This is a genomic window from Streptomyces sp. NEAU-W12 (assembly GCF_026242095.1).
GTDB lineage: Bacteria > Actinomycetota > Actinomycetes > Streptomycetales > Streptomycetaceae > Streptomyces.
The window spans coordinates 35,517-56,930 of the sequence record NZ_JAPJDM010000001.1 but is presented as its reverse complement, the minus strand read 5'-3'; the positions used below and the strand labels follow the sequence as shown (position 1 = coordinate 56,930).

The 21,414-nt window shown below is 71.7% G+C and carries 20 protein-coding genes and 3 tRNA genes; 13 read left to right on the top strand and 10 right to left on the bottom strand.

Features of this window, described 5'->3' with window-relative positions; all coding sequences use genetic code 11:
- Positions 1-88: 88 nt before the first annotated feature.
- The gene (locus ORI94_RS00260; RefSeq protein WP_266071620.1) at positions 89-1,462 is read left to right on the top strand and encodes a N,N-dimethylformamidase beta subunit family domain-containing protein; all 1,374 of its coding nucleotides are present in this window, start codon (positions 89-91) and stop codon (positions 1,460-1,462) included.
- 142 nt (positions 1,463-1,604) lie between these two features.
- Entirely contained in the window at positions 1,605-2,504 is a 900-nt protein-coding gene (locus ORI94_RS00255; RefSeq protein ID WP_266071619.1) for a phosphoribosylaminoimidazolesuccinocarboxamide synthase, read from the top strand.
- A 106-nt stretch (positions 2,505-2,610) separates the two neighbouring features.
- Here ORI94_RS00255 and ORI94_RS00250 read toward each other — a convergent pair.
- From ORI94_RS00250 to ORI94_RS00215, 8 genes are all read right to left on the bottom strand, one after another.
- A tRNA-Gly gene (locus ORI94_RS00250) sits at positions 2,611-2,683 on the bottom strand.
- 22 nt (positions 2,684-2,705) lie between these two features.
- Positions 2,706-3,332, bottom strand: coding sequence for a response regulator transcription factor (locus tag ORI94_RS00245; protein WP_266071618.1), 627 nt, complete (start codon positions 3,330-3,332; stop codon positions 2,706-2,708).
- Complete coding sequence (locus ORI94_RS00240) at positions 3,329-4,699, bottom strand: sensor histidine kinase (protein ID WP_266071955.1); 1,371 nt, start codon at positions 4,697-4,699, stop codon at positions 3,329-3,331. Before ORI94_RS00240 ends, ORI94_RS00245 begins: the two co-directional genes overlap by 4 nt.
- 82 nt (positions 4,700-4,781) lie before the next feature.
- Positions 4,782-5,609, bottom strand: a complete 828-nt coding sequence (locus ORI94_RS00235; RefSeq protein ID WP_266071617.1) for an ABC transporter permease — start codon at positions 5,607-5,609, stop codon at positions 4,782-4,784.
- Positions 5,606-6,604, bottom strand: coding sequence for an ABC transporter ATP-binding protein (locus tag ORI94_RS00230; protein ID WP_266071616.1), 999 nt, complete (start codon positions 6,602-6,604; stop codon positions 5,606-5,608). Before ORI94_RS00230 ends, ORI94_RS00235 begins: the two co-directional genes overlap by 4 nt.
- Positions 6,605-6,768: 164 nt before the next feature.
- A tRNA-Gly gene (locus tag ORI94_RS00225) sits at positions 6,769-6,841 on the bottom strand.
- A gap of 79 nt (positions 6,842-6,920) precedes the next feature.
- A tRNA-Gly gene (locus tag ORI94_RS00220) sits at positions 6,921-6,992 on the bottom strand.
- A 262-nt stretch (positions 6,993-7,254) separates the two neighbouring features.
- A complete protein-coding gene (locus ORI94_RS00215; protein ID WP_266071615.1) occupies positions 7,255-7,572 on the bottom strand; it encodes a histone-like nucleoid-structuring protein Lsr2 in 318 nt (105 codons plus the stop codon).
- A gap of 350 nt (positions 7,573-7,922) precedes the next feature.
- Between ORI94_RS00215 and purS the strand changes: the two genes are divergently transcribed.
- The 9 genes from purS (at position 7,923) to purM (ending at position 17,051) form a co-directional block, all read left to right on the top strand.
- The gene (gene purS, locus ORI94_RS00210; protein ID WP_042175198.1) at positions 7,923-8,186 is read left to right on the top strand and encodes a phosphoribosylformylglycinamidine synthase subunit PurS; all 264 of its coding nucleotides are present in this window, start codon (positions 7,923-7,925) and stop codon (positions 8,184-8,186) included.
- A complete protein-coding gene (purQ, locus tag ORI94_RS00205; RefSeq protein ID WP_042175201.1) occupies positions 8,183-8,887 on the top strand; it encodes a phosphoribosylformylglycinamidine synthase subunit PurQ in 705 nt (234 codons plus the stop codon). Before purS ends, purQ begins: the two co-directional genes overlap by 4 nt.
- The gene (purL, locus tag ORI94_RS00200) at positions 8,884-11,166 is read left to right on the top strand and encodes a phosphoribosylformylglycinamidine synthase subunit PurL (protein WP_266071614.1); all 2,283 of its coding nucleotides are present in this window, start codon (positions 8,884-8,886) and stop codon (positions 11,164-11,166) included. Before purQ ends, purL begins: the two co-directional genes overlap by 4 nt.
- A 138-nt stretch (positions 11,167-11,304) precedes the next feature.
- Positions 11,305-11,805, top strand: a complete 501-nt coding sequence (locus ORI94_RS00195) for an ArsR/SmtB family transcription factor (protein ID WP_266071613.1) — start codon at positions 11,305-11,307, stop codon at positions 11,803-11,805.
- Positions 11,806-11,845: 40 nt separating this feature from the next.
- Positions 11,846-12,685 carry a M23 family metallopeptidase gene (locus tag ORI94_RS00190; protein WP_266071612.1) on the top strand — a complete coding sequence of 280 codons (840 nt, stop codon included), beginning with the start codon at positions 11,846-11,848 and terminating at the stop codon, positions 12,683-12,685.
- Positions 12,686-12,694: 9 nt separating this feature from the next.
- Entirely contained in the window at positions 12,695-13,492 is a 798-nt protein-coding gene (locus ORI94_RS00185) for a maleylpyruvate isomerase family mycothiol-dependent enzyme (RefSeq protein WP_266071611.1), read from the top strand.
- A 58-nt stretch (positions 13,493-13,550) separates the two neighbouring features.
- Positions 13,551-14,339 (top strand): META domain-containing protein, encoded by a 789-nt coding sequence (locus ORI94_RS00180; RefSeq protein ID WP_266071610.1) that lies wholly within the window; start codon positions 13,551-13,553, stop codon positions 14,337-14,339.
- A 62-nt stretch (positions 14,340-14,401) separates the two neighbouring features.
- Positions 14,402-15,928, top strand: coding sequence for an amidophosphoribosyltransferase (purF, locus tag ORI94_RS00175; protein ID WP_266071609.1), 1,527 nt, complete (start codon positions 14,402-14,404; stop codon positions 15,926-15,928).
- A 40-nt stretch (positions 15,929-15,968) separates the two neighbouring features.
- Positions 15,969-17,051 (top strand): phosphoribosylformylglycinamidine cyclo-ligase, encoded by a 1,083-nt coding sequence (gene purM, locus ORI94_RS00170; RefSeq protein ID WP_266071608.1) that lies wholly within the window; start codon positions 15,969-15,971, stop codon positions 17,049-17,051.
- A gap of 139 nt (positions 17,052-17,190) precedes the next feature.
- Here the strand turns inward: purM and ORI94_RS00165 are convergent, their stop codons facing one another.
- Both ORI94_RS00165 and ORI94_RS00160 read right to left on the bottom strand, forming a co-directional pair.
- Positions 17,191-17,445 (bottom strand): DUF3073 domain-containing protein, encoded by a 255-nt coding sequence (locus tag ORI94_RS00165; protein ID WP_042175219.1) that lies wholly within the window; start codon positions 17,443-17,445, stop codon positions 17,191-17,193.
- A 446-nt stretch (positions 17,446-17,891) separates the two neighbouring features.
- Positions 17,892-18,980, bottom strand: a complete 1,089-nt coding sequence (locus ORI94_RS00160) for a Leu/Phe/Val dehydrogenase (protein WP_266071607.1) — start codon at positions 18,978-18,980, stop codon at positions 17,892-17,894.
- Positions 18,981-19,263: 283 nt separating this feature from the next.
- Here ORI94_RS00160 and ORI94_RS00155 point away from each other — a divergent pair, with 283 nt between their 5' ends.
- Positions 19,264-20,142, top strand: a complete 879-nt coding sequence (locus ORI94_RS00155) for a hypothetical protein (protein WP_266071606.1) — start codon at positions 19,264-19,266, stop codon at positions 20,140-20,142.
- 577 nt (positions 20,143-20,719) lie between these two features.
- On the top strand, positions 20,720-20,926 hold the full coding sequence (gene bldC / locus ORI94_RS00150; RefSeq protein ID WP_003949541.1) for a developmental transcriptional regulator BldC: 207 nt from the start codon (positions 20,720-20,722) through the stop codon (positions 20,924-20,926).
- The last annotated feature ends 488 nt before the right edge of the window (positions 20,927-21,414 follow it).

Sequence of the window (21,414 nt, the reverse complement as noted above, 5' to 3'; positions counted from 1 at the left end):
GCTGATCGAGCTCCTTGGCCAGGGCTTGCGACACACGACAAGCACATTGCTGACCGCCGGCGACGGGGCCTGCGGGAGGGGAGCGACCATGGGCGTGCAGCAGGGGCACCGCCGGATCGAGGGGTTCAGTTCCACCGGCGGGGTGGCCCCCGGAGAGACGATCGACTTCCACGTCGCCGTCGACCCGCCCCAGGAGTTCCGCGTCGACGTCCACCGCGTCGGCCACTACGACGGCCGGGGCGCCACCCGGATCATGTCCAGTCCCCGGCTCGCCGGCATCGCGCAGCCCCCACCGCTCACCGCCGACCGGACGGTCTCCTGTCACCACTGGTGGCTGTCCTGGCGGCTGCCGGTCCCGCCGGACTGGAACACCGGCGCCCACGTGGCCGTCCTGACCACCGCCGACGGCCGCCACCGCTCCCGGATCCCCTTCACGGTCCGCGACCACCGCCCGGCCGACCTGCTCGTCGTCCTGCCCGACATCACCTGGCAGCTCCACAACCGGTACCCGGGGGCCGACGGGTCGGGCACGACCGACGCCGAAGCCGACGCCGACGCCCGCATCACGACCACCGTCTCCTTCGACCGTCCGTACGCGGGTGCCGGCCTGCCCCCGTACGCCGGTCACGCCTACGACGTCATCCGCTGGGCCGAGCGCTACGGCTACGATCTCGCCTACGCGGACGCCCGCGACCTGCACGCCGGCCGGGTCGATCCCACCCGCTACAAGGGCCTGGTCTTCCCCGGCCCCGACGCGTACTGGTCCCAGGCCATGCGCGGCACCGCGGAACACGCCCGCGCCCACGGCACCTCCCTCGTCTTCCTCTCCGCCCGGACCCTGTACGGACGGGTGGAGCTCGCGCCCTCTCCGTCCGGAGCCCCCGACCGCCTGCTGACCTGCCGCAGCGGCAGACGCCGGGGTCCGGACCGCAGGGCCCCGGACCGCGGGGCCCCGGACCGCGGGGCCCCGGACCGCGGGGTGCCGGACCGCGGGGTGCCGGACCGCGGGGTGCCGGACCGCGGGGTGCCGGGCAGACCTGCGCTGTGGCGGGAGACGGACCGCGCGGAACAGCAGCTGATCGGCGTCCAGTACGCCGGAGAGGTCCCCGTGCCGCACCCGCTCGTCGTGCGCAACGCCGGTCACTGGCTGTGGGAGGCGACCGGGGCCTTCGAGGGCGACGGGATCGAAGGGCTGGTCGCCGACGGGGCCGACCGTTACTTCCCGCGTACCCCGCTGCCCGAGCACGAGGAGCGGGTGCTGCTCGCACACTCCCCGTACACCGACCGGGCGGGCGCCGGACGGCACCAGGAGACCTCGCTCTACCGGGCGCCCTCCGGTGCCTGGGTCTTCGCGTCGGGCACGCTCGCCTGGCCCCCGGCCCTGGGCCGCCCCGGCCGGACCGACCCGCGCATCCAGCGCGCCACCGCCAACCTCCTCGACCGCATCTGCAAGAGCGACTGACCCGACCGCACGAACCACCCCGCCCCGACCGGCGGGCGCCGCGGTTCGTGCGGGACAATCGGAGGCACCCGTCCCGCCGTCTCCCACCCCGTGCGAGCCCCGCGGGCGCCCTGTCTGTTGCTGTGAAACACGCGGAGGAACCGTGTCCGGATTCGTCGAGAAGCCCGAGCCGATCCAGGTTCCGGGTCTGGTGCATCTGCACACCGGAAAGGTGCGCGAGCTGTACCGGAACGAGGCGGGTGACCTCGTGATGGTCGCCAGTGACCGCGTCTCCGCCTACGACTGGGTGCTGCCGACCGAGATCCCGGACAAGGGCAGGATCCTCACCCGGCTCTCCCTCTGGTGGTTCGACCAGCTCGCCGACCTGGTCCCGCACCACGTCCTGAGCACCGAGCTCCCCGCGGGTGCCCCCGCCGACTGGGAGGGCCGCACCCTCGTCTGCAAGTCGCTGCGGATGGCTCCCGTGGAGTGCGTGGCCCGCGGCTACCTCACCGGCTCGGGCCTCGCCGAGTACCAGGAGACCCGTACGGTCTGCGGCCTCGCGCTCCCCGAGGGGCTGGTGGACGGATCGGAACTGCCCGCCCCGATCTTCACCCCGGCCACCAAGGCCGCCGTCGGCGAGCACGACGAGAACGTCTCCTACGAGGAGGTCGCCCGCCAGGTCGGCGCGGAGACCGCGGCGCGGCTGCGGCAGACCACCCTCGCCGCGTACACCCGGGCCCGCGACATCGCCCGGGAGCGGGGGATCATCCTCGCGGACACCAAGTTCGAGTTCGGCTTCGACGGCGACACACTGGTCGTCGCGGACGAGGTGCTCACCCCGGACTCCTCCCGCTTCTGGCCGGCCGAGCAGTGGGAGCCGGGCCACGCGCAGCCGTCGTACGACAAGCAGTACGTGCGGGACTGGCTGACCTCCGCCGAGTCGGGCTGGGACCGGGCGGGCGAGCAGCCCCCGCCGGCGCTGCCGCAGCACGTCGTGGACGCGACCCGGGCGAAGTACGTGGAGGCGTACGAGCGTCTGACGGGCGTCCCCTGGAGCTGACGCCCGGAGCCGGGCCGTCCCCGTGCGTGCCGCACCGCCCGGCCCCCGCGCCCGGTGCGCACGAGGAAGACCCCGGTCCATTGGACCGGGGTCTTCCTGTTGCCCGAGCGGACGACGAGGTTCGAACTCGCGACCTCAACCTTGGCAAGGTTGCGCTCTACCAGCTGAGCTACGTCCGCATGCGCCGTGGCGCGAGAGCAACTATACCCAACCCCGCTCGCGTGCGAGCCGCACTGCGGCGTGCCGGTTCTCCGCACCGAGTTTCGTGACGGCGGACGACAGGTAGTTCCGTACGGTCCCCTGGGACAGCGCGGCCCGCTCCGCGATCTCCGTCACGGGTGCCCCGTCGGCCGCGAGTTCCAGCACCTCGGCCTCACGCGAGGTCAGCGGCGAGTCACCGGCGGCGATCGCGTCGGCCGCCAACTCGGGATCCACGTAACGGTTTCCCGCGTGCACGGTGCGGATGATCTCCGCGAGGTGCTGTGCGCTGACGGTCTTGGGGACGAAGCCGCGCACCCCTGCCGCGAGGGCCCGCTTCAGATGTCCGGGACGCCCGTGACTGGTCACGATCAGCACGCGGCAGCCGGGGAGTTCCGCCCGCAGCGTTGTGGCGACCTTCACACCGTCCGCGCCGGGCATCTGCAGGTCCAGTACGGCGACGTCGGGGGTGTGCGCCCGCGCCATCGCCAGCGCCTCCGGTCCGGAGGCCGCCTCGGCGACGATCAGGAGGTCGTCCTCCAGGGACAACAGGGTGGCGAGCGCCCCCCGGATCAGATGCTCGTCGTCGGCGAGCAGCAGCCGGACGGGCCCGGGCGGTGTCGTCGTCATGGGGTGACCTCGTTTCCAAAGTCCGTGGAGCCGGGTGCCGCCGTCCGTGCCCCAGGACCCGTGGGCGCAGGGGATCCGGCGGTCCTCGGCGCCACCACCCCGGCCCTCGGTCCCGCCGCCGCTCCTGGCCCCGCGGGCGCCGACGACGGCACCTCCGCAGTCAGCAGGAACCGCCCGTCCCCGGTCGGTCCGGCCCGCAGTGTGCCGCCGATCTCCGCCAGCCGCTCGCGCAGTCCGACGAGGCCGGAGCCCTTGCCCGGCCCACCGGCGCCGTCCGGCACCCCGTCGTTGTCCACCGTCAGCACCGCACGCCCCTCCCGTACCCGTAGGTCCACCGCGCACTGCCGCGCGTCGCCGTGCCGCAGCACGTTGGTCGCCGCCTCCCGTACCACCCAGCCCAGCGCGGACTGCACCTGTGCCGGGAGTCCGACCGGGGGGCCGGTGACCGTGCAGTCGATGCCGGCCGCGGTCAGCACCCCCTTCGCGCCCGCGAGTTCGCTGTTCAGATCGGCCTCGCGGTAGCCGCGTACGACCTCACGCACCTCCCGCTGGGTCTCCTGGGCCAGCCGCTGCACCTCGACCATCTGTGTCACCGCCTCCGGCCGTTCGCGCTGGGCCAGCTGGACGGCCAGCTCGCTCTTGAGCGCGATCACGGCGAGGTTGCGGCCCATGACGTCGTGCAGGTCCCGCCCGAACCGCAGCCGCTCCTCCGCGACGGCGAGCCGGGTACGGGTCTCGCGGGCCTCGTCGAGCTCGTGGACGACGTTGAGCAGCCAGAGCGAGAGGACGTAGGTGGCGGTGACGAACCCGGCGCTGAGCAGGACCACCGCCGCGACGATCAGCGCGCTGGGGGCGGCCATGCCGAAGGCGGAGGCTACCAGTCCCGAGCCCGCGGCGAAGCCCGTGGGAGAGGCGAGCATCCGCCGTCGGTCGCGCAGGCCGAGCGTGATCGTTCCCGCGCCGAAGGCCAGGACGACCACGTAGACCCCGAGGGCCGTTCCGTCGGCGTCCCGGCCCGCCCGGTCGTGTTCGACGAGCGAGACGGCCGCCGTCGCGACGGCCGCGGTGACGACCCCGAGGGCCCACAGCAGCCGCACCGGCTTCGCCCGCCGCCCGCGCTGCCAGTCCAGCGACCGCGAGGCGATCACGCCGCAGAGCACGCAGTGCCCGGCGACGAGCACCATCAGCGCAGTCGCCGCTCCCGGCCCGCCCGCTCCGGGGTGCTCGCCCCGCACGAGCAGTCCGAGAAGCTGCCCGCCGGCCGTCACGAACTCGACCAGCACCATGAAGTGGAACGACCACCGCGTGTACGCCTCGACCTTCGCCGGGGTGCTCTTGCGCCGCCACCAGCGCCCCGGCCCGCGGATGTCCCCGCCCGGCCTGCCCATGTCCTCGCCCGCCCCGCTCTCCGGTCCGCCCTCGCGCCCGCGTCCTTCGTGTCCGCGTGCCTCAGCGCCGCGGTTCCCAGCGGAACCACCGGCGTACAGCAAACACCGACACCAGGGTCCAGGCCACACCGGTCGCCAGGGCGAACAGCGTCTCGGAGCCGGACAGGTTCCCGGTGAGGCCGCCGCGCACCAGGGTCATGACGGGGGTGAAGGGCAGCAGTTCGCAGAGGGAGGCCAGCCGTTCGGGCAGGATCTCCAGAGGGACGGTCATGCCGGAGGCGAGCATCGAGACCAGGATCACCGGCATCGAGGTGACCTGCGCGCTCTCGGTGGTCCGGGTGAAACTCGCGGTGGCGGCGGCGAGTGCCGCGCTCAGCACCAGACCCAGCAGCAGCCCGAGAACGGCCAGATGGACGGCGTTCGGCGCCGCCATGTCCAGGAGGAGCGTGCAGCCGACCGCCAGCAGCAGCGACTGCGCCAGTCCGATCGCGGCGGACGGCAGCGAGGACGCGGCCAGGATCTCGACGTCCCGCAGCTCCCCGGTGCGCAACCGCTTCAGCACGAGCTCCTCGCGCCGGGTGACGAAGACGCCGACGAGCGCCGCGTAGACGGCGAACAGCAGGGAGAAACCGATGGTGGCGGGCAGGATCAGTGTGCCGACGCTCAGCCCCGCTCCGGCGAGGTCCATCTCGTCGGCCGCCGTGCGGAGGCTGAACGGCACCACCGCCGGGACGAACAGCGCGGCGAAGAGCGTGCCCTTGCTGCGCCCGAGCAGGGTCAGCTCGGCGCGGGCGAGGGCCCGTACGCGGCCCGCGGGGGTGCTGACCCCTGTGCCCCCGCCGCGTGTTCCCTCGGCCGCCCCCTCGGGCGTGATGACCGTGCCGCTCATGCCGCGTACTCCCTTCCGGTGGTGGTGGACGCCTCGCCTGCCGAGGCTCCGTGCGCGTCCTCACGCGCGGAGACGTCGTGGGCGATGCCCAGGAAGGCCTCCTCCAGCGACGCCGAGCGCACGTCCAGCCCCTTCAGTTCCGTTCCGGACCGCTCGGCCCACACCAGCAGGCGGGTCGCCGCCCGCTGCAGCTCACGGGTGTGCAGCTTGACGGTCCGTCCGTCCAGTTCGTGGCCGGTCACGCCCAGCTCGTCGAGCGGCGGCAGGTCGCCGGGGAAGTAGCCCTGGGGCAGTTCGAAGGTGATCCGGGACGGCTGCGCGGCGGTCACCTCGGCGGGTGTGCCGGTGGTGGCGATGCGTCCCTTGTGCATGATCGCGAGGTGGTCGGCCAGTGCCTCGGCCTCCTCCAGGTAGTGGGTGGTCAGCAGCACGGTGGTGCCGTTGTCACGCAGCTCCCGCACCAACCGCCAGGTGTCGCGGCGCCCTTCGGCGTCCAGGCCGGTGGTCGGCTCGTCGAGGAACAGCACCTCGGGGTCACCGAGCAGCGCGAGAGCCAGGTCCAGGCGGCGCCGCTCACCCCCGGACAGCTGCTTGACCCGTACGTCGCCCTTGCCGCCCAGCCCGACCAGCGGCAGCACCTCCTGCGGCGGACGGGCCCCGCTGACGGCGCCGGCCCACATCCGCGCGGTCTCCGTGACGGTCAGGTCGGACGGGAAGCCGCCCTCCTGGAGCATCACGCCGGTGCGGGGCCGTACGGCGGCGCGGTCGGTGTACGGGTCGTGCCCGAAGATCCTGACCTGCCCGGCCGTCGGTGCCGCGAGACCCTCCAGCAGTTCGAGGGTGGAGGTCTTGCCCGCGCCGTTGGTGCCCAGCAGCGCGAAGACCTCCCCCCGCCGTGCGGAGAAGCTGACCCCGCGCACGGCCTCGAACCCGCCCCCGTACACACGGCGCAGGTCGGTGACCTCAATCACGTGTTCGTGTCCGTTTGCTCGCATGCTTCGATCATTCCGCCCGTACGGGCCGGACAGCAGTGCACGCTGTCATCACCCGGGATGACAAATGTCAGACGGCCGGCACCGCCGGGAGCGCGGAGGACGCGGGCCGGTGACACGGGGCACACGAAAAGACCCCGGTCCCATGGACCGGGGTCTGATTCCCGAGCGGACGACGAGGTTCGAACTCGCGACCTCAACCTTGGCAAGGTTGCGCTCTACCAGCTGAGCTACGTCCGCATTGCCTCCGACCGGCTTCACCGGTCGGTGCGAGCACCAGCCTACCTGATCGACTCGGCCGACCGGTACGGCTGCGCAGAGCGGGTGACAGGAATTGCACACTGCGCCTTCCCCCTGGAAGGGGGATGTTCTACTACTGAACTACACCCGCATGTACTCCGTGAGCCGGGCCTTTCGGCCTTGCCCCTCGGCGTGCTCCAGACTCTAGCTGATCAGCGGGGGTGTTGCGCAAGTCGGCTGTTCCGGGGGGCCGATGGCCGGCCGGGTCCCGGCGCGTCGGGACCCGGCCGCCCGCCCCGGGGGGCCGCCCCCGGGCCCCGCCCCCCCGGCGGGGGGGCCCCCGCCCGCCCGCCCGGGCGGGCCCGCCCGGGCCCCGACCACCGGAGGTGATCACGGCCCGGCCCGCAGGGCGTTCACCGCGCCGCGGCGAACGCCTCGTAGACCCGCTTGGGGATCCGCCCGCGCGCGGGGACGTTCATCTGGTTCGACTGGGCCCAGGCGCGCACGGCCGCCGGGTCGGGGGCGACCTCCGTCTGCTTGTACGTCCGTCCCGAGCGGGAACGCTTGCGGCCGGCCTCCACGTAGGGCGCGAGCGCCTTCCGCAGCCCGTCGGCGTTGTCTTCGTTCAGGTCGATCTCGTACGACTTGCCGTCGAGTCCGAAGGCGATCGTTTCCGCCGCTTCCGAGCCGTCGATGTCGTCAAAGAGAGTGACCACGACCTTCTGCGCCACGAATATCGGTCCCTTCGTGCGACACCTCTGTCGACGTCCGTGATGACGTGCCGGGGCGTCGCTGAGATGTCGGCTGTTCGCCTGTTATCGGGCAAAGTATCTGCTAATGACAATTCATTTGTACAGTGCCCGGCATTGCATGGTGGAGCTCGACTAAATCTGTCCGCGTGTCCTGTGCGCAATAGAGATGCGCGACAGAACGCGGATCTTTCCCGGATCTTTTCCCGCAGGCCTCCCCGAGATGCCGAATCGTGATCGGGGTCACGTAGATTCCTCCAACTCTACTCGCGTAGAAATTTTGTACGGGTAGTCTGAAGGAACCTGCTCAGCACCACACACCGGGAGTGCCAGTGGCACGCGTCGTAGTCGACGTCATGCTCAAGCCGGAGATCCTCGACCCCCAGGGCCAGGCGGTGCAGCGCGCACTGCCGCGGCTGGGATTCGAAGGGATCTCGGACGTCCGCCAGGGAAAGCGATTCGAACTGGAAGTTGACGGGCCGGTCGACGAGACCGCGCTCGCCCGCATCCACGATCTTGCGGAATCCTTCCTCGCCAACACCGTGATCGAGGACTTCACCGTCAGGGTCGAGGAAGTCGCGGAGGCCGTGAAGTGACCGCTCGTATCGGCGTCGTCACTTTCCCGGGCAGCCTCGACGACCGTGACAGCCGGCGCGCGATCCGGCTCGCGGGTGCCGAGCCGGTCGCCCTGTGGCACAAGGACAAGGACCTCCACCAGGTCGACGCCGTGGTGCTCTGCGGCGGATTCTCCTACGGCGACTACCTGCGCGCCGGGGCCATCGCCCGTTTCTCGCCGGTGATGGACACCGTCATCGAGCAGGCGAAGGCGGGACTGCCCGTCCTCGGCATCTGCAACGGCTTCCAGATCCTCACCGAGGCGCACCTGCTCCCCGGCGGCATGCTGGGCAACGACCACCTGCACTTCATCTGCCGTGACCAGAAGCTGCGGGTGGAGAACGCGGACACCGCCTGGACCGGCGACTACACCGCCGGGCAGGAGATCAGCATTCCGCTGAAGAACATGGACGGCCGCTACGTCGCCGACGCGCGCACGCTGGACGAGCTCGAGGCCGAGGGCCGCGTCGCCTTCCGCTACGTCACCGGCGGCGAGGCCGCCGACGGCTACGGCAACCCCAACGGCTCGCTCAACGACATCGCCGGCATCACCAACGCGGCGGGCAACGTCGTCGGTCTGATGCCGCACCCCGAGCACGCCGTCGAGCCGCTGATCGGCACCGGCCGCACCGACGGCCTCCCGTTCTTCACCTCGATCCTCAAGAAGCTGGTCAACGCATGAGCCGGACGCCTCTGGACACGGTCGAGCACGCGGCGAAGACCCCCGACGTCGAGCTGCCCTGGGCCGAACTCGGCCTCAAGAAGGACGAGTACGAGCGAGTGGTGGAGATCCTCGGCCGCCGCCCGACCGGCGCCGAGCTCGCCATGTACTCGGTGATGTGGTCCGAGCACTGCTCGTACAAGTCCTCCAAGGTCCACCTCCGCCAGTTCGGCGAGAAGGCCCCGCAGTCCGACGCGATGCTCGTCGGCATCGGCGAGAACGCCGGTGTCGTCGACGTCGGCCAGGGCTACGCGGTGACCTTCAAGGTCGAGTCGCACAACCACCCGTCCTACGTCGAGCCCTACCAGGGCGCCGCGACCGGCGTCGGCGGCATCGTCCGCGACATCATCGCGATGGGCGCCCGCCCGGTCGCCGTCGTGGACCCGTTGCGCTTCGGCGCCGCCGACCACCCGGACACCAAGCGCGTCCTGCCCGGCGTCGTCGCCGGCATCGGCGGCTACGGCAACTGCCTGGGCCTGCCGAACATCGGCGGCGAGGTCGTCTTCGACGCCTGCTACCAGGGCAACCCGCTGGTCAACGCCGGAGCCATCGGCGTCATGCGGCACGAGGACATCCACCTCGCCAAGGCGTCCGGCGCGGGCAACCAGGTCATCCTGTACGGGGCCAGGACCGGCGGCGACGGCATCGGCGGCGCCTCCATCCTGGCGAGCGAGACCTTCGACGCTGCATCCGACGGTGCCTCCGGCACGGGGAAGCCCGCCAAGCGCCCCGCCGTGCAGGTCGGCGACCCCTTCCAGGAGAAGCTCCTCATCGAGTGCACTCTGGAGGCGTTCCGCGAGAAGCTGGTCGTCGGCATCCAGGACCTGGGCGCCGCGGGCCTCTCCTGCGCCACCTCCGAGCTGGCCTCCAACGGCTCCGGCGGCATGCGCGTCACCCTCGACGACGTGCCCCTGCGCGACTCGACCCTGTCTCCCGAGGAAATCCTCATGAGCGAGTCGCAGGAACGCATGTGCGCGGTGGTCGAGCCGGGGAAGGTCGACCGTTTCCTCGAGATCTGCGAGAAGTGGGACGTCATCGCCACCGTCATCGGTGAGGTGACCGACGGCGACCGCCTGGAGATCTACTGGCACGGCGGCAAGATCGTCGACGTCGACCCGCGCACCGTCGCCCACGACGGCCCGGTCTACGAGCGCCCCTACGCCCGCCCCGACTGGCAGGACGCGCTCCAGGCCGACGACGCCGGCAAGCTGCCCCGCCCGGCGACCTCCGAGGAGCTGAAGGACCAGGTCCTGAAGCTGGTGGGCTCGCCCAACCAGGCCTCGAAGCAGTGGATCACCCAGCAGTACGACCACTTCGTCCAGGGCAACACCGTCCTCGCCCAGCCCGAGGACTCCGGCATGATCCGCGTCGACGAGAAGACCGGCCTCGGTGTCGCCATCGCCACCGACGGCAACGGCCGGTACGCCAAGCTGGACCCGTACACGGGCGCGCAGCTGGCGCTCGCCGAGGCCTACCGGAACGTGGCGACGACCGGCGCGAAGCCGCTCGCCGTCTCCGACTGCCTGAACTTCGGCTCGCCCGAGGACCCGGCCGTCATGTGGCAGTTCGCCGAGGCCGTCCGCGGTCTCGCCGACGGCTGCCTGCAGCTCGGCACCCCGGTGACCGGCGGCAACGTCTCGCTCTACAACCAGACCGGCGAGGCCGCCATCCACCCGACCCCGGTGGTCGCGGTCCTCGGCGTCATCGACGACGTGGCCCGGCGCACGCCGGTCGCCTTCCAGGAGGAGGGCCAGCTGCTCTACCTCCTCGGCGACACGCGTGAGGAGTTCGGCGGCTCGGCCTGGTCCCAGGTGATCCACGACCACCTCGGCGGCCTGCCGCCCGAGGTCGACCTGGAGCGCGAGCGGCTGCTCGCCGAGATCCTGATCTCCGCGTCCCGCGACGGCATGATCGACTCCGCGCACGACCTGTCCGACGGCGGTCTGGTCCAGGCCGTGGTCGAGTCGGCGCTGCTGGGCGGCAAGGGCGCGCGGCTCGTCGTACCGGACGGGCTGGACGCGTTCACCCTCCTGTTCTCCGAGTCGGCCGGCCGCGCGGTCGTGGCCGTGCCGCGTTCCGAGGAGACGCGCTTCACCGACATGTGCGGTGTGCGCGGCCTCCCGGCGACGCGCGTCGGCGTCGTCGACGGGGACACGGTGGAGCTCCAGGGCGAGTTCACGCTCACCCTCGCGGAGCTGCGCGAGACCCACGAGGGGACGATCCCGGCCCTGCTGGCCTGATTCCCCCGCCTTCCGCCGTTCCGCTCCCCGTACGAAGCCCTCCGCCCGGTCCGCCGGGCGGAGGGCTTCGGCGTGCGCGGGGGCGGACGGGGCGGACGACTCTTGCGCGGGGTTACGTAATTACGTAATCTCGAACGCGTGGAACTCGAAGAGCGCCTCGCCGACCTCGAACGCCGGCTGACGGACCTGGAAGCGGAGCGCCGCGGCGCACCCCGCCTCGGCGAGGGCGACTTCTGGGCGCTGGAGGGGCTGAAGAACCAGCTCGCCGAGCTGACGGCGGCCGACGGGGGCGTGCTGTTCACCGGCGCGGTCCGGCTGCCGACCGGTGAGCAGTACGAATGGCAGCACGCCGCCCTCACCGGGGGACTGCTCGACGACGACTGGCCGGCCGCCGCCGAGCCGCTCGCCGCCCTCGGCCACCCGGTCCGGCTGCGGCTGCTGCGCGAGATCCTCGGCGGCCGGCGCACCGCCGCCGAACTCGCCGAACTGGACGGGGTCGGCACGACCGGCCAGATCTACCACCACCTGAGCCGGCTCACCGGCGCCGGCTGGCTGCACACCTCCGGCCGGGGCCGTCACGAGGTGCCGCCCGGCCGGGTCGTACCGCTGCTGGTGGTGCTGTCCGCGGCGCGGCCCTGACGGGCCGGCCGCGCCGCACCCACGACGACCAGGGGGAACCATGTCCGCACGCAAACTCGCCATGACCGTCTTCCGCGGTCTGCAGCTGGGCTTCATCGCCCTGGTGACCGCCCACATCTGCCTCGGCTGGGGCTACCCGGTCCTGTGGAACCTGCTGCCGCTGCTCCTGGCCTACGTCCTGATCACCGTGGTCAACCGGTGGGGCGGCGGCGCCCCGGACGACCCGCGCGTCGCGCGTGCGCCCGTCGAGGTCGAGCCGCCCGTGACCGGCCGCTGGTCCGCGCTGAACAGCCCCGCCGACCGCACTCCGAGCCACGGCGTCCACGCCTACGGGCAGACGTACGCCATCGACGTCGTCGCCGAACCCGAGCCGGGAGCCCGCCCCGCGTTCTCCCCGCTGCGGCCGCTCGCCCGCCGCCCCACCGACTTCCCCGCGTTCGACGCCCCGTTGCGGGCGGTCGCCGACGCCACGGTCGTACGGGTCTCGGACGGGCAGCGCGACCACCTCGGCCGCACCTCGCTGCCCGCACTGCTGTACCTGATGCTCGTCGAGGGCTCGGTGCGCGAGATGGGCGGCGTCCACCGGATCATCGGCAACCACCTGGTGCTGGACCTCGGCGACGGGACGTATGCCGCCTACGCGCACGTGCGGCGCGGCTCGTTCACCGTCCGCGAGGGCGACAGGGTGCGGGCCGGACAGGTGCTCGCCCGCTGCGGCAACTCGGGCAACTCCTCCGAGCCCCACCTGCACTTCCAGCTGATGGACGGGCCCGACCCGGACACCGCGCGGGGCGTCCCGTTCACCTGGCGCGGCATCGGCGTCCCCCGGGGCGGCGAGGTGTTCGACGTCCCCGGACCGGCGCCGGTCACCCCCGCATAGGCTGCCGCCATGCCCCCGGCCAAGAAGCGCACCCGCTCCTACGACCCCGCCAGGACCCGGGCCGCCGTACTGGCCCAGCTCAAGAACGTACGACAGGCGGTCCACTCCCTGGACGAGCAGCAGCTCGCCCTGCCCACCCGCCTCGGCGACCGGACCGTGCGGGAGCTGATCGCGCACCTGTCCCTGACCGTCGCGAGCGTCGGCCGGGCCCTGGAGCGGGACGAGCCGGCGAAGCCCCGACTCGCGCTGCCGGACCACCCCGCCGCGACCGCCGCCCACGCCGGTGCCGCCGCCGGGGAATCCCGGGAGCTCGCCGGGGCGACCCCCGACCTCGACGCCCTGCTCGCCCGTACCGAGGAGGACCTGGCCCGGCACCTCGCCGCCGCCCCGCCCCACCGCCTCCTCGCGCTGCCGGCCGGCGCCATGACCCTCACCGACTACCTGGTCACCCGCGCCGTCGAGCTCGTCGTCCACACCGACGACCTGGACGCCGCCGTGCCCGGCCTCGACGTCCGCTACGACCGGCAGGCCCTGGCCACGTGCACCCGGCTGCTGGCCGACACGCTCGCCGCGAAGGCGCCCGGCGGTTCGACGGAGGTGCGGATCCCGCCGTACGCGGTCGTCCAGTGCGTGGAGGGGCCGCGGCACACCCGGGGCACCCCGCCCAACGTCGTCGAGACCGACCCGCTGACCTGGATCCGCCTGGCCACCGGGCGCACGGCATGGCGGGACGCGGTGGCGGACGGCACGGTCGGCGCGAGCGGGGAGCGGGCGGACCTCGGGCCGTACCTGCCGCTGACCCGGTGAGCCCGCCGGGCTCACCGGGAAAGGGGAGCCGGCTCCTCCCTCCTCCCGTCGAATCAACATGTACAGGCAAAAGCAGCAGCAGCGCATGCCCCTGGCGGTGGCCGCAGCCGTGCTCGTCCCGTTCGCGGCGGCCTGTGGCAACGAACAGGCGGGCGCGGGCAGCGGGTCCGCCGGGGCAGAGAAGCCGGTCACCGGCATCCGCTGGACCGTCGACAGCGTCACCGTGGACGGCACCACCCACCGCGCCACCTCCGACGCGTACATGACCCTGAGCGAGGGCGGAAAGGCCGAGGGGCACTACGGCTGCAACGGCTTCCGGGCCGATGCCGCCCTCGACGGCGACCGCGTCCGGTTCGCCGCCGTCGAGACCACCGTCAAGGCCTGCGACGAACCGCTCATGGACTTCGAGCACCTGCTCGGGAAAACCCTCACGGACGGGGCCCTTCGGACCGAGCCCGGCAACGACCGCCTCACCCTCACCTCCGAGGGCGGCGACACCGTCCGCCTCAGCAGGGGCGGCGGGAACACTCCGCTGTACGGCACGGAGTGGAGGATCACCTCCCCCGACGCCGCGGGCCGTGCCCACCTCACCTTCGACGAGGAGAAGGGCACCGTCTCCGGCAGCCTCGGCTGCAACCGGGCGAACGCCGACGCCACCGTCCGCGACGGCCATATCACCCTCGGCACGCCCGCCACGACCCGAATGGTGTGCGAAGACTCACTCATGGAGGCCGAGAAGCGGCTGCTGCGGCTTTTCGACACCACGCTCAGCTATCGGGTGGACCACCGGAACATGACGCTGACCAGCGAAAACGGGACAACCGTCGAAGCCTTCGCCACCGGATGACCCGCAGAGGGGGCCGCGTAGCCAATTCGGACCAGCACTCGACCTCGCCTACACTCGGTGGCGTGCCACGTGGTGACGGACGACTCAACCACGACCTGCTCCCCGGAGAGAAGGGCCCCCAGGACGCCTGCGGCGTCTTCGGTGTCTGGGCTCCGGGCGAAGAGGTCGCCAAGCTCACGTACTTCGGGCTCTACGCCCTCCAGCATCGGGGCCAGGAATCCGCGGGTATCGCGGTCAGCAACGGCTCCCAGATCCTCGTCTTCAAGGACATGGGCCTGGTGTCCCAGGTCTTCGACGAGACCTCGCTCGGTTCGCTCCAGGGTCATATCGCGGTCGGTCACGCCCGCTACTCGACCACCGGTGCCTCCGTGTGGGAGAACGCCCAGCCCACCTTCCGCGCGACCGCGCAGGGATCCATCGCGCTCGGTCACAACGGCAACCTGGTCAACACGGCGGAGCTCGCCGAACTGGTCGCCGACCTCCCCAAGGAGAACGGCCGCGCCCCCCGGGCGGCGGTCACCAACGACACCGACCTGATCACCGCCCTGCTGGCCGGCCAGCGCGCCGCCGACGGCGAACCGGTGACCGTGGAGCAGGCCGCGCACGCGGTCCTCCCACAGGTCAAGGGCGCCTTCAGCCTCGTCTTCATGGACGAGGACACGCTGTACGCGGCCCGTGACCCGCAGGGCATCCGCCCGCTGGTCCTCGGCCGCCTGGAGCGCGGCTGGGTCATCGCCTCCGAGTCCGCCGCCCTCGACATCTGCGGCGCCAGCTATGTGCGCGAGATCGAGCCGGGCGAGTTCGTCGCCATCGACGAGAACGGCCTGCGCTCCTCCCGATTCGCGGATGCGAAGCCCAAGGGCTGTGTCTTCGAGTACGTGTACCTGGCCCGCCCGGACACCGACATCGCCGGACGCAACGTCTACCTGTCGCGCGTCGAGATGGGCCGCCGCCTCGCCAAGGAGGCGCCCGCCGAGGCCGACCTGGTGATAGCGACGCCGGAGTCCGGCACCCCGGCCGCCATCGGCTACGCGGAGGCGTCCGGCATCCCCTTCGGCGCCGGCCTGGTCAAGAACGCGTACGTCGGACGGACGTTCATCCAGCCCTCGCAGACCATCAGGCAGCTCGGCATCCGCCTGAAGCTGAACCCGCTCAAGGAAGTCATCAAGGGCAAGCGCCTGGTCGTCGTCGACGACTCGATCGTGCGCGGCAACACCCAGCGCGCCCTGGTCCGGATGCTCCGCGAGGCGGGCGCCGCCGAGGTCCACATCCGGATCTCCTCGCCTCCCGTGAAGTGGCCCTGCTTCTTCGGCATCGACTTCGCGACCCGCGCGGAGCTCATCGCCAACGGCATGTCCGTCGAGGAGATCGGTGTGACGCTGGGCGCCGACTCCCTGGCGTACATCTCCCTCGACGGCATGATCGAGGCGACGACCATCGCCAAGCCGAACCTGTGCCGCGCCTGCTTCGACGGCGAGTACCCGATGGAGCTGCCCGACCCGGAGCTCCTCGGCAAGCGGCTGCTGGAGACCGAGCTGGCCGCCGGCACGGCCGCACCGGCCGCGGTCGACGCGATCCGCCGCCCGTAAGCCCCTGCCCTGCCGTAACGAGACGAAGGCTCTCCCCGTCATGTCTGAGAACACCGGCGCCGGCCCCGCCGCGGCGTCGTACAGGAACGCGGGCGTCGACATCGACGCGGGCGACCGTGCGGTCGAGCTCATGAAGGAATGGGTGAGGAAGACCCGGCGCCCCGAGGTCCTCGGCGGCCTCGGCGGCTTCGCCGGTCTCTTCGACGCCTCCGCGCTGAAGAACTACGAGCGCCCCCTGCTCGCCTCCGCCACGGACGGCGTAGGCACCAAGGTCGACATCGCCCGCCGGATGGGCGTCTACGACACCATCGGCCACGACCTGGTCGCCATGGTGATGGACGACATCGTGGTGTGCGGTGCCGAACCGCTGTTCATGACCGACTACATCTGCGTCGGAAAGGTCCACCCCGAGCGGGTCGCCGCGATCGTCAAGGGCATCGCGGAGGGCTGTGTGCTGGCCGGCTGCGCCCTGGTGGGCGGTGAGACGGCCGAACACCCGGGTCTGCTGGGCGAGGACGACTTCGACGTCGCCGGCGCCGGTACGGGCGTCGTGGAGGCCGACCGGCTGCTCGGCGCGGACCGTGTCCGCGAGGGCGACACGGTCGTCGCCATGGCCGCCTCCGGCCTCCACTCGAACGGGTATTCGCTGGTCCGGCACGTCCTGCTGGACCAGGCCGGACTCGCTCTGGAGAGCCACGTCGACGACCTGGGCCGCACCCTCGGCGAGGAGCTCCTGGAGCCCACCCGGATCTACTCGCTGGACTGCCTGGCCCTGACCTCCGTCACCGGGGTGCACGCCTTCAGCCACGTCACCGGCGGCGGCCTCGCGGCCAACCTGGCCCGTGTCGTCCCCGACGGGCTGCACGCGGTCGTGGACCGCTCCACCTGGACCCCGGGCCCGGTCTTCGACCTCGTCGGCCGGACCGGTTCGGTCGAGCGCCTGGAGCTGGAGCGGACCCTCAACATGGGCGTCGGCATGATCGCGATCGTGCCGCAGGAGTCCACGGACGTGGCGCTGACGACCCTGGCCGACCGCGGGCTGGACGCCTGGGTGGCCGGCGAGGTCACCGGCCGTGGCGACCGGACGGCGGGCGCGGAACTGGTGGGGGACTACGCGGGCTGAGCGAGCCGGGTGCGCGGAGCATGCGAAGGACACCGAGCATGCCGAGCACACCCGGTACGGTGCCGGACCGCGCGGGCGGGCAGCACAGAACCCGGTCGGTGACCGGAGTCACCGACCGGGCTGGTGGTTCAGTGCAAGGTCAAGCGCCACGACGCTGTGGCGAGGACTGGCCGTCCTCGTCATCGTCGTCCTCCTCATAGAGGTCGGCGTACCGTGCGTACAGGTCGTCGTCCTGCTCATCGTCCTCAACAGGGTCACCGATGACATTCGGTGACGTGTTCGAAGGCGATGCACCCAGCTCCTCGGCCAGACGTGCGAGGTCCGTGCCGCCGCTGTTGTACTTCAGCTGGCGGGCGACCTTCGTCTGCTTGGCCTTGGCCCGGCCGCGCCCCATGGCTCGACCCCCTCAACGACGGGGCTCGACGGCCCCAGAGTCTTGACACGCGTTCATGGTCTGGCACGGACTCTCCATGGAGAGGCCGGTCCGTAGGGCTCCCACGGTACCTGAGCCCACGCCCATACGGTACGTCGCCCGCATGACGTGCCCTCGCCCGGGGTCCTCCATGCACCCTGTTCTCCCTGGTCAAGTGCGTTTTCAAGCACTTGTCGAGGGCCGACCCGCCGGGAGAAGTGAGAGTTCTCTCGAAGGGCGCCTCCGCGGGTACCGGCCATACGTGCGAACGGCGCGGGGGCGGGCTCACCGGCCCGTCCCCGCATGCGCCGCACGGACGTCCGTACGCGCCGTGCACGCGTCACGCGGGCACGCCGTACGCGTCCCGCATGTGTCGCGTGCACGCCCCGTACACGGCCCGTACACGCCCCCTGTGCGCCGGACGCCGCTCAGCGTGACGCGCGTGCCTCCGCCATCCGCTGCTCGGCGATCCGGTCGGCCGCCGCAGCCGGCGGAATCCCGTCCGACTTCGCACGTGCGAAGATGGCGAGCGTGGTGTCGAAGATCTTCGCCGCCTTCGCCCTGCACCGGTCGAAGTCGAAGCCGTGCAGCTCGTCGGCGACCTGGATGACCCCGCCGGCGTTCACCACGTAATCCGGCGCGTAGAGGATCCCGCGGTCGGCGAGGTCCTTCTCGACGCCCGGGTGGGCGAGCTGGTTGTTGGCGGCGCCGCAGACCACCGTGGCGGTCAGCACCGACACGCTGTCGTCGTCCAGCGCGCCGCCCAGCGCGCACGGGGCGTACACGTCCAGACCCTCGGTGCGGATCAGCGCCCCGGTGTCGGCGGCGGCCGTCACGCCCTGCGGGTGCCGGTCCAGGACCCGTCGCACGGCGTCCTCGCGCACGTCGGTGATCACCACCTCGGCACCTTCCTCGCGCAGGTGGTCCACCAGGTGGTGGCCGACCTTGCCGACGCCCGCCACACCGACCTTGCGGTCGCGCAGCGAGGGGTCGCCCCACAGGTGCTGGGCCGAGGCCCGCATCCCCTGGTAGACGCCGAACGCGGTGAGCACGGACGAGTCGCCGGCGCCGCCGTTCTCGGGGGAGCGGCCGGTGGTCCAGCGGCACTCGCGGGCCACGACGTCCATGTCGGCGACATAGGTGCCGACGTCGCAGGCGGTGACGTACCGGCCGCCCAGCGAGGCGACGAACCGGCCGTAGGCGAGCAGCAGCTCCTCGGTCTTGGCCGTCTCGGGGTCGCCGATGATCACGGCCTTGCCGCCGCCGTGGTCGAGACCGGCCATGGCGTTCTTGTACGACATCCCGCGCGCGAGGTTCAGCGCGTCGGCGACGGCCTCCCCCTCGGTCGCGTACGGGTAGAAGCGCGTACCGCCGAGGGCGGGGCCCAGAGCGGTGGAGTGGAGGGCGATGACGGCCTTGAGGCCACTGGCACGGTCCTGGCAGAGCACAACTTGCTCGTGACCGCCCTGGTCCGAATGGAACAGGGTGTGCAGGACGCCGTCAGATACGTCGGTCACGGTGGTGACTCCTGAGTAAGTAGCGGCGGGTGGAAACAGTTCCCGAGACTCCCCCGCGCTTGTGGCTGTGGGGGCGGTGGCGGAGGCTGTGGGCACGAGATTAGAGCCTGTCGCCCGCGGGGACGGAACCGTGTCCAGGATCACCTCCGCGCACCTCGTCCCGGAGGAACGGCGTGCGACGATTCGCGTGGATTACCCGTACGTGCGATCCGTCCGTCCGCGGCCCGCGCGCGGTCGGCGGACCCGCAGGTTTTCGCGCCGGTGCGCGGGGGAGGGAGCAGGCGTGCCCAAGGTCTCCTCGGTGGTCGTTCCCTATGCGGCCTACCTGCGCGTGTACGAACCGCTGGCCGCCTTCCCCGAGCCGGAGCGCGGTCACTGGGCCCGTTACGCCCGCCGCCCCGGCCTTCCCTCCTACCAGGACGAACTGCGCCGGTCCCTGGCCGACGTCGTGCCGACCCCGCCGGTCCCGGTCCCGGTACGGGAGAGCGACGACGCGTTCGTGCTGGAGGTCGACGGCACGGTCTGCGTCTGCCCCTGGCGCACCCGGCTGCGCGGCTGGCAGGCCCTGGGGGAACTCGCCGAGGACTTTCCCCTGCCGGTCCTGGACGCGCTGCTGCCCCCGTTCGTGCGGCGCCAGGCCGCCGAGGACTACGAGCGCTGGCTGACCGCCCACCCCGACGCCCGGCCGTGGATCCGCACCGCGACCTGGCAGGTACCGATCAACTGGTTCGTGCTGGTCTCGGACGAGGAGCGCGAGTACGACAAGGGCTCCCGGGGCTCCCCGGGGTCCGGCGGCTCCACGGGCTCCGCCGGCGAGGCCCCCGTGCTGCGGTACCGCACCCCCATGGTCGAGGCGCGGCGGCGGGTGGCGCGCGGGCTGCGGGCACTGAAGACCGCCATGGACGAGGGGCCGCTGATCGACGGCCTGGTGGACGTGGGGCGCTGGCTGGAGGAGTTCCATCCGCGTTCACTGGTCGAACTGGACTACGGCGGCCTGGTGCACGCCCTGCCGGCCGGCGCGCTGGAGGACGACCACTCCGCGGCGGACGTGGCCGAGGGGATCGCGGCGCTGCGCCGCGGTGACGGGACGGCCGCGGGGGAGGCGTACGGGCGGCTGGTGGAGCGCTGGCGCTCGGTCCGGGACCTGCGGTCGGCCAACTGACACCTGGTCGCGGAGGGGTGACGAGCCGTGGCGGGATAACGAACTGGCGTTTGACCCAAAGCCCTTCTTGGGGTTTTGTCGTCGCCCTGAGGTCCAGTCAACCGGGACCCGGCAACGGACGTAGGTGTCGATCCGGGCGTATGCGTCAAGCCGGTCAAGGGTGACGGACCGCACGTACGAGGGCCTTGCGCCGCTTGCCCCCCCTCGTGCCAAAATAGGACAAGGAGTCCGGGGAGGGCTCCTCCGTCCTGCTGTGCTCGACTATGGGCGGAATCTCAGCATTGCACGCTTTGGGGGGTCCGGTGCCTCCTGATCGCGGCTGTGACTGATCGTCACAACCGCGTGACTGTCCGCTATGGCATGGTCCATCGGCTTCCGCGGCTGATGAACACCTGGGAGGGCAATTCCATCGGTTTGGCCGACGTGGCTGGACGGATGGTGTAGTTGTAGTGCCGAGGACAAGCCGTTCGTCCTATAACCGACTCGACTCGCGTCCGCCATTTCGGGCAACGCGGGTCAAGGTGCAGAATTTAGAGGAAAGAACCGAGAAGGTTCGGTTCTCCCGAGGAGGCCGCTCATGACCGCTCGCACCCCTGATGCCGAGCCGCTGCTGACCCCGGCTGAGGTCGCCACCATGTTCCGCGTCGACCCGAAGACGGTCACGCGTTGGGCGAAGGCCGGCAAGCTCACGTCGATCCGCACGCTCGGCGGGCATCGCCGTTACCGCGAAGCCGAGGTCCGCGCCCTGCTCGCGGGCATTCCGCAGCAGCGCAGCGAGGCCTGAACAACTGAATAACCCGGACAAACCGGCTGGTCCCCCAACTGGCCGAGGTGTTCGGACCCACAGCTCCACACGACGCGGGGACTGCCCCAACAGGCCCTTCGCCCAAGCCGATCAGAGCTTTCCAGGCAGCTGAACCGGGTGCGTCGTCGATCGCGCTGGACTCCGCCGAGTCCGGCGCGATCTTTTGTGTGCGGGGACGGTTGCGGTGTGCCGGCGCGGTGCTCCCCGGGCGGGTCTGCGCGGGATCCGTGCGCGGGCCTGTCGGACTCCGGGAGCGGCCGTGCGGTCGCCCGCGCGGAGGTTCGGGCGGGCCTCCGGGGGCAGTGCAATTGCACATATTAAATTGACTTGGCGTAGGGGACGGGTAAGTACCGGACTTTCCGAAATTCATGCGGTGACACCCGTCACACACCGGTCGCCTTGTTGGGTCACCGGCATATGCGCTAGAGCGGCGGCGGGTGGGCCCGATACGCAGCAACTCGGCGGCA